This window comes from Turicibacter sp. St.80E1 (genome assembly GCF_059728495.1).
In genome coordinates, this window is record NZ_AP039386.1 from 66,982 (window position 1) to 81,304 (window position 14,323).

The window sequence follows — 14,323 nt, forward strand, 5'->3', positions numbered from 1 at the left end:
AATTTTGTTTTTTTATTATTGAAGACGGCTCGCCACTAATTGTTGAATCTCTTCTTTGATTTCCGATGTGGCATCGATTTCTTCGAGTTGGGCTGAAAGCGTGCCATCCTCGTCATCGAAGTGGTTTAGTTCGTGATAGGTTTCCGCGATTTCACGAGCGATTTCGATATCAATTTGGTGTGACGAAGCAAGTGCTTTTAAGTCTTGATCAATCGTTTTAACTTCTTCAATGCATTTGAGGGAAAGAACCATTTCGATTGGCATTGTTCCGTTGTTTTTGCTTTTATCAGGGTATTTAATGGTAACGTTAATTTCATCGAGGTGGCTCTCGCACATAAATTGATATAGATCGGAAAAGGTTTTAAATTTTTTGTGTTTTGTTTTAATTTCCATAGGTTCAACATCCTTTCGTGAAAAACAGAAGAACTAGTGTTAGTATCGACCAATTTTTGCTTAATATGTAAAATAATTTCTTAAAATAAAACACCTCCAACAAAAGAGGAGGTGTTCGCTTTTGATCACGTAATTGTGAGAAGTGGAAGCCTAGTCTTATTCTTCCTCTTCTGGTAAGTCAACGTTATGGTGGACTTGTTGAACGTCATCTAAGTCTTCTAATACGTCAATTAATTTTAAGAATTTAGTAAGGGCATCTCCCTCTAATGAAACAGTTGACGTTGGAAGCATTGTTAATTCTGCCACTTCAAATTCGTTAATTCCCATTGCATTTAATGCTGTTTGAACGGCATGGAATTGGTCTTGGTCCGCGTATACAGTGATTTCTCCATCTTCTTCTTCAACATCGCGAACGTCTACATCTGCTTCCATTAATCCTTCTAAGATTTCATCGGCAGAGTTTCCGTTGAATCCGAATAAAGCTGTTGCTTCAAACATGAAAGCCACGGCACCACTAACCCCGATTTTTCCACCATTTTTATTAAATGCGGAACGAACTTCTGCAACTGTACGGTTTACGTTATCTGTTAATGTATCAACAATAACTGCAGCCCCGTTCGGACCGTATCCTTCATAACGGATGAAATCGTAGTTTTCGTCTGATCCACCTTTTGCTTTGTTGATTGCACGGTCAATGATTTCGCGGTTAACCCCAGCAACCTTTGCACGGTCAATAACAGAAGCTAAGTTACGATTTAAACTTGGATCTGGATCACCATTTTTGGCAGCCATATAAATTTCTTTTCCGAAACGCGCTAAAACTTTTGAACGGGCAGCATCTTTAGCCGCTTTACCGTATTTAATATTATTCCACTTACGACCCATGGGGTATCACTCCTAATATTTAATTTTATTGTTATCTACCTCTCTTTATTATACCCCCCTTTCTCCTATCTTTTCAAGTTTTATCCTTATTATGGTCGTCTAGGGGTGAAAAAAAGAAAGAGTATTTGACACAAGTGGGTTAATTTGGTAACCTAAGTTTGAACAGAAAACTAGGTCACAGGAGATGATTAGATGGAGATTAAAAATTATACCTGTATGAAGTGTGGAAATCATCACTATGAAGTAGATGAATTTTGCGCGACAGGAACCGGATTTTCGAAGTTGTTTGATGTCCAAAATAAGAAGTTTACAACGATTACGTGCACCAAGTGTAAATATACAGAGATCTATAAAGGATCAACGAGTGATTTGGAAAATATTTTTGACTTTTTAATTGGTGGTTAAGAAGGAAAGAATTCTTTGAATGGATATAAAAAGAACCGGGCAGGATTGCTCGGTTCTTTTTGGTTATAGGAGTAGATTATTCAGCTAATAAAGCATCGATTGTTTCTTGAATTCGTTTCACACAACCTTTGCAAGCTGTTCCAGCTTTTGTTTCTGTTTGAATTTCAGCAAGTGTTGTTGATCCTGTTTCAACTTCTTTTTTGATGTCCCCTACTGTTACGTTGAAGCAGTAGCAGATTTTTTTATTTAAATCCATGTGAATGCCTCCCCTTTTATTAGATATAGTCCCATTTTATATGAAAAATGAGGTTCAAACAAGAGAGATGCAAGATTTTTATGAGGAGATAGTGCTCTTTAAAAAAAGGGGAAGCTTCTTTCATGCTCATTTTGTGACGTATATTGAGGCAAGGATGGGAATTGAGGGAAGATATTGTTTCAGAAAAAGGGGTTAAGCATGAAAAGATTGAAATTGCAAAAAATTTAGCGGATGTTTTAGATAACCTACGATTGCGTTAAAAACCGGACTTTCCATGGAAGAGGTCTGAAATATTAGAAAGGAGCAAAACTAAAATGAGTTTTCTTTTTGGTTTGGATAATGGGAAGCGAATTTTCTTATTCATGAAGATAGATTTAACGATTGGAGAGGAATAACCGATGAATAGAAGCAATAGATTGACATATATTTATTGGATTTGTCATATGATGTAGTAGGTTACGGAGGGAGGAAGTTTCATGTTAATGGTGACAACAGATTCGATTGTGGGGAAAGAAATTGTAGAGGTGAAAGGGCTTGTGAAAGGAAGCACGGTTCGGTCAAAACATATTGGAAAGGATATTGGGGCTTCCTTAAAAACGATTGTTGGTGGAGAGTTAAATGGCTATAATGAAATGCTGATTGAGGCTCGTCAAATTGCATTAGGTCGCATGGCAGATGATGCAACACGGTTAGGTGCTAATGCGGTTGTTGGTGTTCGATTGATGTCATCTGCTGTGATGGCGGGGGCAGCGGAAATGGTGGCATACGGCACAGCGGTGGTGGTGAGATAAAAATGAAAGCAATATGGGTAAACATGGTTATTTGTACAGTGTTAATCGTTTATTTAAGCGGTATATTGGATGTAGCTGGCTTACTCATAGCAAAAATCACAAGACGGCATCACGATTAAAAAATAAAAAAATGAAAACCGAGCATTTTGGGTTTTCATTTTTTGCTAAAGGAGAGTTTTTACGATGTATCAACTGATGGTTGCCAGTAAATCTGATCTTGAGATTGTTTTTCAACTGATTGAACAAAGGATCGAGTGGATGAATCGAGTAGGAATTAAGCAATGGAATGAAACGAATTATTGTGAGGTGTATCCTAAAACTTATTATGAACGATTGATGAGACAAGGTCGCCTATATGTTTTAAAATCAAATCAAACACATCGAGTCATAGGGGCTGTTGCTTGCTTTGATCAAGACGAGCGATGGTGTGATACGAAGGAAGTGTCTGCTTATTATCTGCATCATTTGGTGACGGATTACCGTGAAAAAGGGGTTGGACACATTTTGTTAAAGGAGATAGAAGGGGTGGCACGGAAACATAAGAAGCACTGTTTAAGGTTAGATTGTGCAATGGATAACGAGAGGCTGAATCAATATTATGAAGAGCAAGGCTTTTTATGGTGTGGTCAATGCGAAGAGGGTTTGTATAGAGGGAACTTACGGGAAAAGACATTGGGGTAGAATGAGCGGAAGAGATAAAAAAAGAATCAATCTATTTGGATTGATTCTTTTGGTGTTGTTTAAGATGCATCATGAGATAGCAAATCATAAAATAGCTTATCCACATGAGGATTAAGGATGGATTGACGCGTTCGTTAATGATAAGGCACATAACGATTGAGGCGATGATAAAGAACGAACTGGATTTTAACGTATAATGAAGTGCCGATTTATTCATAAGTACTCCCCTTTCAGATTAATAAAATAACTGGGATTGATTGACAATCCCAGTGACTCAGTTAAAATGTTTCGGATTCAGGTGAATTTGAGTTATCCCCAGTTTCAGAATCACTTGGTGGAAGTGGAGAGGGTCCTTCCGGTGTCGGTGGTGTGACATCAGAGGGTTGATCCTCTACTGGTGGTTCAGGTTTTGGAGTCGGTTCCGGTTCTGGTGTCGGTGGGACAATCTCTTCTGGCTTATCCCCCACCGGCGGTTGAGGTGAATCCGTTGGTTCTTGTGGCTTCACCGGCGTAGAAGTGGATGGCTTTTGCGTCGTATTCTGATTTGGTTTAGACGTTGATGGTTTTTGAGTCGGCTTCGATACTTCTGGCTTTTGGGTGATAGATGGAGTTGGTTTTGATGTGGACGGCTTTTTATTCGTCGTTTGACTTACCTCTTTTTCACCTTCTGTCTCTTCAACCGTTAATCGTTTTCCAATAGCAGAATCCCCCGAGTCTTCCTTATCTTCAAAGACGGTCATCGTGTTCGAAGCATCGCCGTTTAATGTAAAGCCCTCTTCTGAGTATGTAGCATTAAAGATGCGCTCAATGTATTGAACGGGAACGAACACTTCATCGTCAATCAATTTTGGGGTTACCCATTTGATCGTCATTAACGCCGTTTCATCGTTTCGTTCAAGGAATAGGGCTTCCTTTTCACCGTTGATGAGACTATATCCGCAGTTAAGATTTAAAATGATTTCTTGATCATTGATTGTGTAAGTATAGGTACCTGTTTCTTCATCAAAGGCCACTGAACCCTCGAAGGAAGACATAACGTCATCGATAGAAGCAAGGTTCTCATGAATATCAGGTGTTATGGTTGTTAATGTAATTGGATCTTGTCCCCCCATTAAAAAGGAAGGAAAAAATGATAGTAAAAAAAGAAATGAATGTTTCATGATACTGGTCCCCCTAACCAATTAAACGTGTTTTATGGATAAGATAATTTTTATTTTCTGATAGATGATAATAAGTATCTGAGGTGTTAACTTTAGCTTGGATGGTTGTTGTTGCCCCTTCCCTATTTTCAAAATTGTAGCGAATCATTTCGTCCGATAGTTCATTTAGCAGGGAATTGATTTCGTCTGTTGATAAATGATCAGGGACGATGGTATTAAATGAAAGGTTCTTTTTGGTTAATTTTGAGTCTTCAATCTTCCATTCGGCTGTAAATAATAAGTTTTCACTGAAATTTTCTGTATAAATGGGTTCGTATTGATAAGTATATGATCCATTTGTCTCGATGGTATAACGATAATTGGGATCTGTAAAATCAACGGTTTGTTGGTCTGTCTTGTTTTCATAGACATTCATGTGCACTTGCGTCACATTTTTTGAATCATTTTTTTGTAGCTCAGAAAGTAATTTATTCGCTAATAAAATGTTATCAGCATAGTTGAGGTCGGCTTTAATATCGACTTCATATTTTTTCTCCTTTTTGTGTCGACGAACGTCTAAGATTTCGTAAGGAGATTCAATTAGTTGATTAAGTTCTACATCCTTTGGTTCTAGATGAGAGACACCGTAGACAACCGTGACGGTGACTAAAAGGGTTAGTAATGTTCCAAGTACAATGACCGGTTTTTTTGAAATATTGCGCTTCATAAGACTCCTCCAAATTCCTCAATATCAATCATAAGTTTGTTGTTGTTTTGTCTCAAAATCATGTAATTTTGTAGACTCCCCTACCACTTTTTGTATACTTTTTATTTTAGAGGAAATAGAGGGAAATTACAATATAACTAAAAAAGAAGTCATAAAAGATATGACTTCTTCGAGCTATTTTTTTTAAATAATTTAAAAAGGGTGAAAAAATTATTACTCATTTGCATGATTTCAGTCTAACGTCTTCATGTTCTGCCGAAATAAGGGCTAATAAGTCAGAACCATGACGTGCTCTTGTCCAAAGATTTGACCGTTAAATTCAAAACCGGCTTCTTCATATAAATGAATAGCGGGTGCACTTTCTGGATTTACACCAAGAAAAATTTGGTGGCGTGTTTTATCTCCCTTAATGAGTTCGATGACTTGGTGAAGGGCCTCTGTTCCAAACCCTTGATTTTGAAAGTGGTGATCGATCATTAAGCGATAAATCCAGTATTCATCATCCTCCGAGTCTAGGCAATACATTAAAAATCCGACCATTACTTCGTTATGGTAAATGGCAAGCGGGATACATTCTGGTTGGACCTTAGATTGTGAGATGGAAATCGCATTGGAAGCGACGTATTGTTGTTGATTGGGATGTACGCTTAAATCGAGACATTCCCAAAGATTATCTTTTGAAATCGGTCGTAATGTAATCATTTTGATTCCCCCTATAAAACGATTAGCGTTGTATATTCATTATAATCACGTAAGTGGCTGTTTATACAGCATCGCAAAAGTAGTGATAAACTTTAAACATTTGACGCAATCTGCCATGGGTTCATTTAATATAAAAAATGCTATCCTTATTATATAGGGAATTTAATAAAAGAAATAATCTACCTCATTAAAATGATTGATAAAAAGGATAAACAGACGAAATTAAGGAAAATAGTTAATAATTTTACAAAAAACGATAATTTGATATAATGGAATCATTAAGTCGGGGAGGATGATTTGATGGTTTCTTTTTTTATACCTTTTTTTCAATTAGTTGTATTGTTTTTAGGGGGCCAATGGCTATTGAATGAAAAAATGGGGCGACGTGAATTTTGGGTTCAGTTGCTCATCATCAATCTAATAGGTCAAGGGCTTTATCCAACGATTAAATTTTTTGCGATATTTTTCGTCGTGCTTTATCTCTTGGTTTACCGACTATTTAAAACAAAGAAATTTTTTTTAAGCGTGATTGCGTCGGGGGTACCATTGATTACGATGATCATCGGGGATTATTTATCGCAATTGATCCTTGGAATTTCAGGACAATCCTCGTCTTTATATTTAACGTGGGAGCAGTCAGTTGTTCTTGAAACATTAATGATGGGGGGATTCACCTTAAGTTGTTGTTATTTTTTAAAAAGTTTATTTAAAAAAATGAATCGCTTTCCAGCACTAGAAAAACGTTATCGACGCTTAGTCTTAGTGCAAGTCAGTTTATTAATCCTTTTATTGTATGCGAATATTTACGCGGGGGAGAAGCAAGGTTTTAGTTCGCAGCACATTCAATTAACGAGCCTTTTATTTATTGCATATGGAGGACTACTAATTTGGAGTGCTGGAAACTTATTATTGGTCGTTATTAAACACGCCAAGCTAGAACAGGAGCGGATGGCGAATCAGCAAATCTATGACTACGCTTATAAACTTGAGCAACTATATCAAGAACTCCATCATTTTCGACATGATTATCTAAATATTTTGGTGAGCCTAGGTGAGAGCATTCGCCAAGAGGATTTAGATGGGATTAAAGGGATTTATGACCGAGTCATTCAACCCACTGAAAAACTGGTGAAGGGTCGTGATTATATTTTTGGAAAGCTCTATCAGATGGGCGTTCTCGAAATTAAAAGTTTACTTTTTGAGAAAATGGTTCGGGCACAAACAGAGCAAATAGACGTGAGGTTGGAGCTAGAAGAGCTAATTGATACCCTCTATGTCGATGTCTTTCCTGTTTATCGGGTGTTGGCTATTCTATTGGATAACGCGATTGAGGGAGCAAAAGAGGCAACAATCCCCTATCTATCCATTTCATTTTTGCAAGGGGAAGGGATTCAACAAATTGAAATTGAAAACTCATGCAAAGAGGAAGAGATTTCTTTAACAAAGATTTATCAACCGGGGTATTCCTCGAAAGGAGAGAATCGCGGAATCGGGTTGGCGACGGTTCAACAACTGATGGAGGCGGATCATTATATAACCCTTCAAACGTTTTATGATGCAGGTGTTTTTAGACAAGTTTTAATTTTAAAAAGGCAGGGATGAGAAGATGAAACTATTTATTTTAGAGGATGACCCCGTTCAAAGGGAACGCTTGGAAACCATAATCACCAAGTTACAAGACACACTCCAAATCTTTTGTGAACAACTAATTGCAACTCATGACCCAGAGGTGCTGTTAAGCAAGTTAGATGTTATTGATAGCCATCACGTGTATTTTCTCGACCTTGAAATAAATCATGAGGTACGAATGGGATTAGAGGTTGCACAGGAAATTCGGAAAAAAGATCCTCATGGAATGGTTATTTTTGTGACGACCCATTCTGAGTTGGCACCCAAAACGTATGCTTACAAAGTGTCGGCACTTGATTTTATTGAAAAAGATCAACCAAATGAAGCCTTTTCTCAGCAAGTGGAGGCCTGTTTAAGGCTGGCGAAGGAATACGAGGGAAGACAGGGTGAAAAAGAGGAACTTGTGATCAATAATAAATTTACGACTTTGAGTGTTCCCTTAGCGGATGTTTTATATATTGAGACGTTGACCGGGTCCCATAAACTACATTTAGTGACTAAAAAGGCGAGTACGCAATTTTATGGGAAGTTACGTGAGGTGGAACCTCTTCATGAACGGTTGTTTCAATGCCATAAATCTTATGTCGTTAACCTTCAAAATGTGGTGAGAATTGATAAAAAAGAAAAAAAGGTCTATTTTGAGAATGGAGAATCATGCTTCGTCTCACGACGGCTCGTCAAAGAATTGGAACGATTACTACTCAATGCGGCAGAAAAATCCCTTTAAAAAAGGGATTTTTTTGTATAAATGAACCGTTCAGGCATTTTCAATGACCGAATAGGGAATCGCTATTCTTGTTTGCGAACTGATTTGTTATGATGAGGAGGCAACAGATTGAGGGAATGTATGGGGATTGAACTTTACTAGCAGTTCGAGTAGCAGCAACTAACAAAGGGAAAGGCGTTTAGGTAGGTGTTACTTAGGCTCTTGTTTTTGATGTAGAGCCTATATAAAAGAAAGGAGATTTTATATGAAAACTTTTTTAGCTATAGCGTTAATCATATCTTCTTTATCTTATGTGCTCATTTATTTCAAAAAGAAAAAAACCAATACGCATAGAGAAATTAGCTATAAAATAATCTTTCTAATCACCTTTTTAATGATTAGCATTCCTATGCTTATGTTATAACCCCTACTTCTTAATTTTAAATAGCGTATTTTTATTGGAGACTTTAGTCTGTTGAATAAGAAAGTTGTATGCAATATAAAACCATTTTCTATGTAAATATTTCCATTTATGATATGATTAGACTTAAAGTGGGAGGAGGATGTGTATGATTAAAAAGAAATTGTTAGTTGCAGGGGGGACGGCTATTTTAGCGTGTAGCTCTTTTGGGACAAGCATATTTGCCGATGATCAAGCCGGTACCGAGCATAGTGTGGAGGTAGAGATGACGCTTGATGATAATGGTCAGGTGGTATATGAATATACTGATGAAGAAGGGATTACTCGAACAAGCACGACGACAAGTTTAGTTTCTTTGACGCAAGATAGATTTGATAAAATCTATTCTATTAATAAATGGGATAGCGATTGTATTGTCATTACGGTAAAGGAAGTTCCAGAGGGTGGAGCAAAGGCGTCTTTTGAAATTGTGGGTAGCGACGGTAAAACGATTGCTAGTTCTAAGGGAACACAATACGGTAAAGGTTCATCTTGGAGTGCGAAAAGTGGTGGAGGATGGGGAAAATCACACCATGTAAGAGCTAATCCGTCAGTCTCAGGGAAATATAAATTCCACTTACAGTGGTAAATAGTTATTATTTTGATGGCTGAGGATGAGTTTTTTCAAAAAAACGGAGAATTTTTATATGAATTTTATTGCATATTGTTATAATCTATTAAGCAGTATCTGCGTGATTTTGTTAGCAACCGTATTGCTAATCGTCATTTGCCGAGTCTTGAAAATAGGAGTTTTATTATTGTTGGAGAAATTAAATTAAAAAATCCCTTTTAAAAAAGGGATTTTTTTGACTAAATGAATGGTTCAGTTGAATAGGGGAAAGATTTTTTTTTTTGGATATAGAGGATTGAATAATTAAACGTCAACATATTATCGAGGATTTTTTACAATTTTCTTTTTTTCATGTATAATAATAAAGGGAGTCATAGATATGGTGCGACTTTTAATCTCGCTCTCAAAAGCGGGGTGATCTCATGAACGCTTTATTAACATTTGTATGATTAGTAGTTAATGTAGCTAATGGAATTTTTCAATTAGTTAAAAATGTTCGTGATAATAAAAAAAAGTAAAAGCACCTAATTGTCTTGCCGGACTAGAATAGCTTTTACTTTTCATATGAAACATTTAAGTGAGAGCAGAAAGTCGCATGGACAATCTATGGCTCTTTTTTTATACTATGTACTTTATAGTTATATTATAACTATTTTTCAGTTTTTTTTCAAGTTAGTCTCCGTTTTCAAAAATAAATAGAATCGTTACTTTATCTCTCTACTATAATTGGAGTATCCATCAAAGCGGAAGAAGATTTTCTTATGAAAAATATAAAGGTCCTAACAACGCTCAAAATAAATTTTGAGATAACTGATTTACTGGACGGCTAAGAACAAAAAACATTCAGTAAAAATGATTGTGGCAGATTATGAAAGCTTGATTAGGAAAACTTCGTTTATAAAAGAAAAAGCATTGGCAACGCCAGTGCTTTTTTGTGTGCGATTTAAAATTTAACTATAAATATTTTGCGAGATTACTTCCCCACTTTAAAGTCCTATTAGTTGAGGAAAGCTAAGGGTATCGTTTCACACCCCACTTAGCAAAGGAGACCCTACCCTATTAAAGGAGGATACATTTACTTCGTAAATGACAGGGAACCCCCAATCAAACTAGGCGGGATTTTCAATTTTTTATATAATCTAGTTTCAGGCCTCAGTTTCTCTTCTAAGTCTTCGAGTGTTACAAAATTCTTTTAGTGAATTTTGTTCCCTCGCTTAGACTTATGCGAGTAAACAAAGCGAGACCTTCAACTTTTTATATTATATTAAAGGGCTAGGTATTCGTCGTATGTTGTTTGTTTGTCGACGATTGATCCATCCTCTTTGATGTCGATGATGCGGTTAGCGATGGTTTGGATGAATTGGTGGTCATGTGAAGCGAATAAGACGTTACTTGAGAAGTCTTTTAATCCATTGTTTAATGCGGTGATTGACTCAAGGTCAAGGTGGTTGGTTGGTTGATCAAGCATTAATAAGTTGGCGTTTGCTAACATCATGCGTGATAACATACAACGGACCTTTTCTCCTCCAGATAAAACTGAAGCCTGTTTTAAAGCTTCTTCTCCTGAGAATAACATACGTCCTAAGAATCCACGAACATAGCTTTCTGTTTGATCGTCAGAGTATTGACGTAACCAATCGACTAATGAAAGTTCTGACTCATTAAAGAACTCTGAGTTGTCTTTCGGGAAGTAAGCAGTTTTGATTGTAACTCCAAATTTGAAGGTTCCACTATCTGCTTCCATTTCTCCATTTAAGATTTTGAATAAAGTAGTCACGGCAATTTCATCTCCGATAAAGGCGATTTTATCGTCTTTGCGGACCATGAAGCTAACGTTATCAAGAACTTTAACGCCATCAATTGTTTTTGTTAGTCCTTCAACCATTAAGATATCGTTTCCTACTTCACGTTCTGGCTTGAATCCAACGTATGGATAGCGACGGCTTGATGGTTCTAAGTCTTCTAATTTGATTTTATCTAATAATTTTTTACGAGAAGTCGCTTGTTTTGATTTTGAGGCGTTAGCCGAGAAACGAGCGATGAAATCCTGTAATTCTTTAATTTGTTCTTCTTTTTTCTTATTCGCTTCTTTTGCCATGCGGTTTAAAAGCTGACTTGACTCATACCAGAAGTCATAGTTTCCAACGAATAACTTAATTTTTCCGAAGTCCACGTCACAAATATGCGTACAGACTTTGTTTAAGAAGTGGCGGTCATGGGATACAACGATCACTGTTCCTTCAAAGTTAATTAAAAATTCCTCTAACCAGTTAATTGACTTGATGTCTAAGTGGTTGGTCGGCTCATCGAGAACGAGAATATCAGGATTTCCAAATAAAGCTTGTGCTAATAAAACTTTAACCTTTTCGGCCCCTGTTAAATCTTTCATTAATTTATCGTGTAATTCTGCTCCAATTCCTAATCCTTGTAATAAAGACGCAGCATCTGATTCAGCTTCCCATCCATTTAATTCCGCAAACTCACCTTCAAGCTCTGCTGCACGAATCCCATCTTCTTCATTAAAATCAGGTTTCATGTATAACGCATTTTTCTCTTCAGTGATTTGGAATAAACGTTCATTTCCACGGATAACAGTCTCTAAAACAGGTAATTCATCGTATTGATAGTGGTCCTGCTTTAAAACTGACATACGTAAATCTTTAGGGTAGCTCACGTGACCTGTATTAGGTTCGATTTCCCCAGCTAAAATTTTTAAAAAAGTTGATTTTCCAGCCCCATTTGCCCCGATTACTCCGTAGCAATTTCCTGGTGTAAATTTCAAGTTAACTTCTTCGAATAATTTTTTATCACCATATCGTAAACCGACATTAGATACTGTAAGCATGTAACAACACCTCCGTGTAATTTATCTTGAAACATTATATCATACTTTTGCAAGTGTCGTCGAAAAAGCCGTGTGCGAGGTTAAAAAATATAGAGAAAAGGTTAGAAGTTTGGACAAGTTGTTAAGAGGAACCATTTCTTCTGATAAAGAACATAAAAAAAGAGGAATAGAAAAAATGCTATCCTTAATATATAGTTGTTGTGAGAGATTTAGATATTTTGTGAAAATAAAAAAAATATGAAAGAGAATCGAGGAAGTGGCCCATAATAAGGAAGATTAGAATGGTTAAATCGTAACACAGAAATTACGTAGGGGAAACGATATCATCAAAAGACCTATCTTGCAACTTTTTAAAAAATATTGTATAATAAGTGGACACTTCGTAAAAACATGCACTATCGTAAGTGATCATCGATTCATTTACGTTTTTTTGTGTTTTAGATAGAAAGGAAGCAAAGAATGACTCAAATTAAATTTAATGATCTTGCTTTATCGCCTGCGATTTTAAAGGCAATTGAAGAAATCGGATATGTAAATCCATCACCAATTCAAGCAGAAGCTATCCCAGTTGTATTATCTGGAAAAGATATTATCGGACAAGCCCAAACCGGAACAGGGAAAACGGCTGCGTTTATGTTACCAATTTTAGAGAAAATTGACCACAAAAGCCGTCACGTGCAAGCCTTAGTATTATGTCCAACACGTGAATTAGCGGTTCAGGTTCATGAAGAATCTAAAAAGTTCGCACGTAATATGCGTGACGTACACATTTTATCAATCTATGGAGGGCAATCATATGATCCTCAAATTCGTGCCTTAAAGAAAGGGGTACAAATCGTTGTCGGAACACCAGGTCGTGTCATGGACCATATGCGCCGCGGAACGTTAAAGTTAGATAACTTAAAAATGTTAGTTTTAGATGAAGCCGATGAAATGTTAAACATGGGATTCAAAGATGATATCGAAGAGATTTTAGAAAAAACACCGGAATCTCGTCAAACAGTTATGTTCTCAGCAACAATGGCTCGTGAAATCATGAACATTGCGAAAACTTATCAAAAATCTCCTGAAATCGTTAAAGTAGTTTCAGAAGAGTTATCAAATAAAAAAATCGACCAATACTTCGTAGAAGTACGTCGTCAAGATCGTGTTCATGCAATGATTCGTTGCATCGACATGATGGGATTAACATCATCAATTGTCTTCACAAATACAAAACGTGAAGTTGATGAGTTAGTTTCTAAGTTACAAGAAGAAGGATATGTAACAGAAGGATTACATGGAGATTTAAAACAAGCACAACGTGACCGTGTTATGAATAGTTTCCGTCGTAAAAATGTTAATATCTTAGTTGCAACAGATATCGCGGCTCGCGGAATTGATGTTAGCAACGTTGAAGCTGTTTTTAACTATGATATCCCATTAAATGAAGAAAATTATGTACACCGTATCGGACGTACAGGTCGTGCAGGAATGACGGGATTATCAATTACATTTGTATTCGGAAAAGATATGTTCCGTATTCGTCGTATTGAAGAATATACAAAAACAAAAATGTCTAAGATGCCAATTCCAACCGTAGAACAAATTCAAGAGAAACGTTCAAATCATGTGATTGAAGATGTTATTTCTAACCTTGAGGGACAAGACTTCACAAAAGAAAACGAGTTAATTGCAGCGATTTTAGAAAAAGGATATAGCTTAGAACAAGTAGCAGCTGGATTATTACGTATGAACATTGGGCAATCAACAAAAGATTATGCACCAATTCAAGAGGTATCAGCTAATACGAAGTCTAAAGGAATGCGTAAAAACGAAGTTCGTTTATTCGTAAATGTTGGTTCTAAACAAAAAGTTAAAGCGAAAGACTTCGTTGGAATGTTAACGAAAAAATCAGATATTCCAGCACGTGCGATTGGTGATATTGATGTTTATAAAAAATTCTCATTCATCAATGTTGATAAAGCACATGCAAACGCAATTATCCGTAAATTAAATTCGAAATTAATTAATGGAAAACCAGTTCGTGCTGAAAAAACAGCACCTGGAGCGTCAATGCCAAAAGGGAAGTAATTCAAAAGCCTTCATAATATAATTATGAAGGCTTTTTCTTTTGATTAAGAATCATATGAA

Annotated in this window: 15 protein-coding genes; 7 read left to right on the forward strand and 8 right to left on the reverse strand. The window is 36.4% G+C overall.

Annotation, left to right across the window (positions count from 1 at the left end):
• Nucleotides 1-15: 15 nt before the first annotated feature.
• Complete coding sequence (locus tag AC6I0I_RS00310; protein WP_161831523.1) at nt 16-393, reverse strand: hypothetical protein; 378 nt, start codon at nt 391-393, stop codon at nt 16-18.
• 156 nt (nt 394-549) lie between these two features.
• Nucleotides 550-1,278 carry a YebC/PmpR family DNA-binding transcriptional regulator gene (locus tag AC6I0I_RS00315; protein ID WP_161831524.1) on the reverse strand — a complete coding sequence of 243 codons (729 nt, stop codon included), beginning with the start codon at nt 1,276-1,278 and terminating at the stop codon, nt 550-552.
• A gap of 192 nt (nt 1,279-1,470) precedes the next feature.
• Between AC6I0I_RS00315 and AC6I0I_RS00320 the strand changes: the two genes are divergently transcribed.
• Nucleotides 1,471-1,683 carry a zinc ribbon domain-containing protein gene (locus tag AC6I0I_RS00320; RefSeq protein WP_161831525.1) on the forward strand — a complete coding sequence of 71 codons (213 nt, stop codon included), beginning with the start codon at nt 1,471-1,473 and terminating at the stop codon, nt 1,681-1,683.
• Nucleotides 1,684-1,759: 76 nt separating this feature from the next.
• On the opposite strand, the gene AC6I0I_RS00325 is transcribed toward AC6I0I_RS00320, so the two are convergent.
• Nucleotides 1,760-1,939, reverse strand: a complete 180-nt coding sequence (locus AC6I0I_RS00325) for a (2Fe-2S)-binding protein (RefSeq protein ID WP_161831526.1) — start codon at nt 1,937-1,939, stop codon at nt 1,760-1,762.
• A gap of 476 nt (nt 1,940-2,415) precedes the next feature.
• Here AC6I0I_RS00325 and AC6I0I_RS00330 point away from each other — a divergent pair, with 476 nt between their 5' ends.
• Both AC6I0I_RS00330 and AC6I0I_RS00335 read left to right on the forward strand, forming a co-directional pair.
• Nucleotides 2,416-2,730 (forward strand): YbjQ family protein, encoded by a 315-nt coding sequence (locus AC6I0I_RS00330; protein WP_161831527.1) that lies wholly within the window; start codon nt 2,416-2,418, stop codon nt 2,728-2,730.
• A gap of 183 nt (nt 2,731-2,913) precedes the next feature.
• Nucleotides 2,914-3,411: a GNAT family N-acetyltransferase gene (locus AC6I0I_RS00335; RefSeq protein ID WP_161831528.1), complete on the forward strand. Its 498-nt coding sequence runs from the start codon at nt 2,914-2,916 to the stop codon at nt 3,409-3,411.
• 31 nt (nt 3,412-3,442) lie between these two features.
• On the opposite strand, the gene AC6I0I_RS00340 is transcribed toward AC6I0I_RS00335, so the two are convergent.
• The 4 genes from AC6I0I_RS00340 to AC6I0I_RS00355 form a co-directional block, all read right to left on the reverse strand.
• Nucleotides 3,443-3,628 carry a hypothetical protein gene (locus AC6I0I_RS00340; protein ID WP_161831529.1) on the reverse strand — a complete coding sequence of 62 codons (186 nt, stop codon included), beginning with the start codon at nt 3,626-3,628 and terminating at the stop codon, nt 3,443-3,445.
• A 61-nt stretch (nt 3,629-3,689) separates the two neighbouring features.
• Nucleotides 3,690-4,571: a stalk domain-containing protein gene (locus AC6I0I_RS00345; RefSeq protein ID WP_161831530.1), complete on the reverse strand. Its 882-nt coding sequence runs from the start codon at nt 4,569-4,571 to the stop codon at nt 3,690-3,692.
• Between the two features lie 13 nt (nt 4,572-4,584).
• A complete protein-coding gene (locus tag AC6I0I_RS00350; RefSeq protein ID WP_161831531.1) occupies nt 4,585-5,277 on the reverse strand; it encodes a hypothetical protein in 693 nt (230 codons plus the stop codon).
• 267 nt (nt 5,278-5,544) lie between these two features.
• Nucleotides 5,545-5,979, reverse strand: a complete 435-nt coding sequence (locus AC6I0I_RS00355; protein ID WP_262953761.1) for a GNAT family N-acetyltransferase — start codon at nt 5,977-5,979, stop codon at nt 5,545-5,547.
• A gap of 300 nt (nt 5,980-6,279) precedes the next feature.
• Between AC6I0I_RS00355 and AC6I0I_RS00360 the strand changes: the two genes are divergently transcribed.
• The 3 genes from AC6I0I_RS00360 (at nt 6,280) to AC6I0I_RS00370 (ending at nt 9,363) form a co-directional block, all read left to right on the forward strand.
• The gene (locus AC6I0I_RS00360) at nt 6,280-7,581 is read left to right on the forward strand and encodes a GHKL domain-containing protein (protein ID WP_262953760.1); all 1,302 of its coding nucleotides are present in this window, start codon (nt 6,280-6,282) and stop codon (nt 7,579-7,581) included.
• A gap of 4 nt (nt 7,582-7,585) precedes the next feature.
• Nucleotides 7,586-8,335 carry a LytR/AlgR family response regulator transcription factor gene (locus tag AC6I0I_RS00365; RefSeq protein ID WP_262953759.1) on the forward strand — a complete coding sequence of 250 codons (750 nt, stop codon included), beginning with the start codon at nt 7,586-7,588 and terminating at the stop codon, nt 8,333-8,335.
• A gap of 548 nt (nt 8,336-8,883) precedes the next feature.
• A complete protein-coding gene (locus AC6I0I_RS00370) occupies nt 8,884-9,363 on the forward strand; it encodes a hypothetical protein (protein ID WP_161831535.1) in 480 nt (159 codons plus the stop codon).
• A 1,246-nt stretch (nt 9,364-10,609) separates the two neighbouring features.
• Here the strand turns inward: AC6I0I_RS00370 and AC6I0I_RS00375 are convergent.
• Nucleotides 10,610-12,190 carry an ABC-F family ATP-binding cassette domain-containing protein gene (locus tag AC6I0I_RS00375; protein ID WP_161832735.1) on the reverse strand — a complete coding sequence of 527 codons (1,581 nt, stop codon included), beginning with the start codon at nt 12,188-12,190 and terminating at the stop codon, nt 10,610-10,612.
• Between the two features lie 459 nt (nt 12,191-12,649).
• Here AC6I0I_RS00375 and AC6I0I_RS00380 point away from each other — a divergent pair, with 459 nt between their 5' ends.
• Nucleotides 12,650-14,263 (forward strand): DEAD/DEAH box helicase, encoded by a 1,614-nt coding sequence (locus AC6I0I_RS00380; RefSeq protein ID WP_161832736.1) that lies wholly within the window; start codon nt 12,650-12,652, stop codon nt 14,261-14,263.
• Nucleotides 14,264-14,323: the final 60 nt, after the last annotated feature.

What these genes read in the sequence shown, in the direction of transcription:
- AC6I0I_RS00310 (WP_161831523.1), bottom strand. Translation starts at nt 393, where the DNA reads ATGGAAATTAAAACAAAACACAAAAAATTTAAAACCTTTTCCGATCTA.
- AC6I0I_RS00315 (WP_161831524.1), bottom strand. Translation starts at nt 1,278, where the DNA reads ATGGGTCGTAAGTGGAATAATATTAAATACGGTAAAGCGGCTAAAGAT.
- AC6I0I_RS00320 (WP_161831525.1), top strand. Translation starts at nt 1,471, where the DNA reads ATGGAGATTAAAAATTATACCTGTATGAAGTGTGGAAATCATCACTAT.
- AC6I0I_RS00325 (WP_161831526.1), bottom strand. Translation starts at nt 1,939, where the DNA reads ATGGATTTAAATAAAAAAATCTGCTACTGCTTCAACGTAACAGTAGGG.
- AC6I0I_RS00330 (WP_161831527.1), top strand. Translation starts at nt 2,416, where the DNA reads ATGTTAATGGTGACAACAGATTCGATTGTGGGGAAAGAAATTGTAGAG.
- AC6I0I_RS00335 (WP_161831528.1), top strand. Translation starts at nt 2,914, where the DNA reads ATGTATCAACTGATGGTTGCCAGTAAATCTGATCTTGAGATTGTTTTT.
- AC6I0I_RS00340 (WP_161831529.1), bottom strand. Translation starts at nt 3,628, where the DNA reads ATGAATAAATCGGCACTTCATTATACGTTAAAATCCAGTTCGTTCTTT.
- AC6I0I_RS00345 (WP_161831530.1), bottom strand. Translation starts at nt 4,571, where the DNA reads ATGAAACATTCATTTCTTTTTTTACTATCATTTTTTCCTTCCTTTTTA.
- AC6I0I_RS00350 (WP_161831531.1), bottom strand. Translation starts at nt 5,277, where the DNA reads ATGAAGCGCAATATTTCAAAAAAACCGGTCATTGTACTTGGAACATTA.
- AC6I0I_RS00355 (WP_262953761.1), bottom strand. Translation starts at nt 5,979, where the DNA reads ATGATTACATTACGACCGATTTCAAAAGATAATCTTTGGGAATGTCTC.
- AC6I0I_RS00360 (WP_262953760.1), top strand. Translation starts at nt 6,280, where the DNA reads ATGGTTTCTTTTTTTATACCTTTTTTTCAATTAGTTGTATTGTTTTTA.
- AC6I0I_RS00365 (WP_262953759.1), top strand. Translation starts at nt 7,586, where the DNA reads ATGAAACTATTTATTTTAGAGGATGACCCCGTTCAAAGGGAACGCTTG.
- AC6I0I_RS00370 (WP_161831535.1), top strand. Translation starts at nt 8,884, where the DNA reads ATGATTAAAAAGAAATTGTTAGTTGCAGGGGGGACGGCTATTTTAGCG.
- AC6I0I_RS00375 (WP_161832735.1), bottom strand. Translation starts at nt 12,190, where the DNA reads ATGCTTACAGTATCTAATGTCGGTTTACGATATGGTGATAAAAAATTA.
- AC6I0I_RS00380 (WP_161832736.1), top strand. Translation starts at nt 12,650, where the DNA reads ATGACTCAAATTAAATTTAATGATCTTGCTTTATCGCCTGCGATTTTA.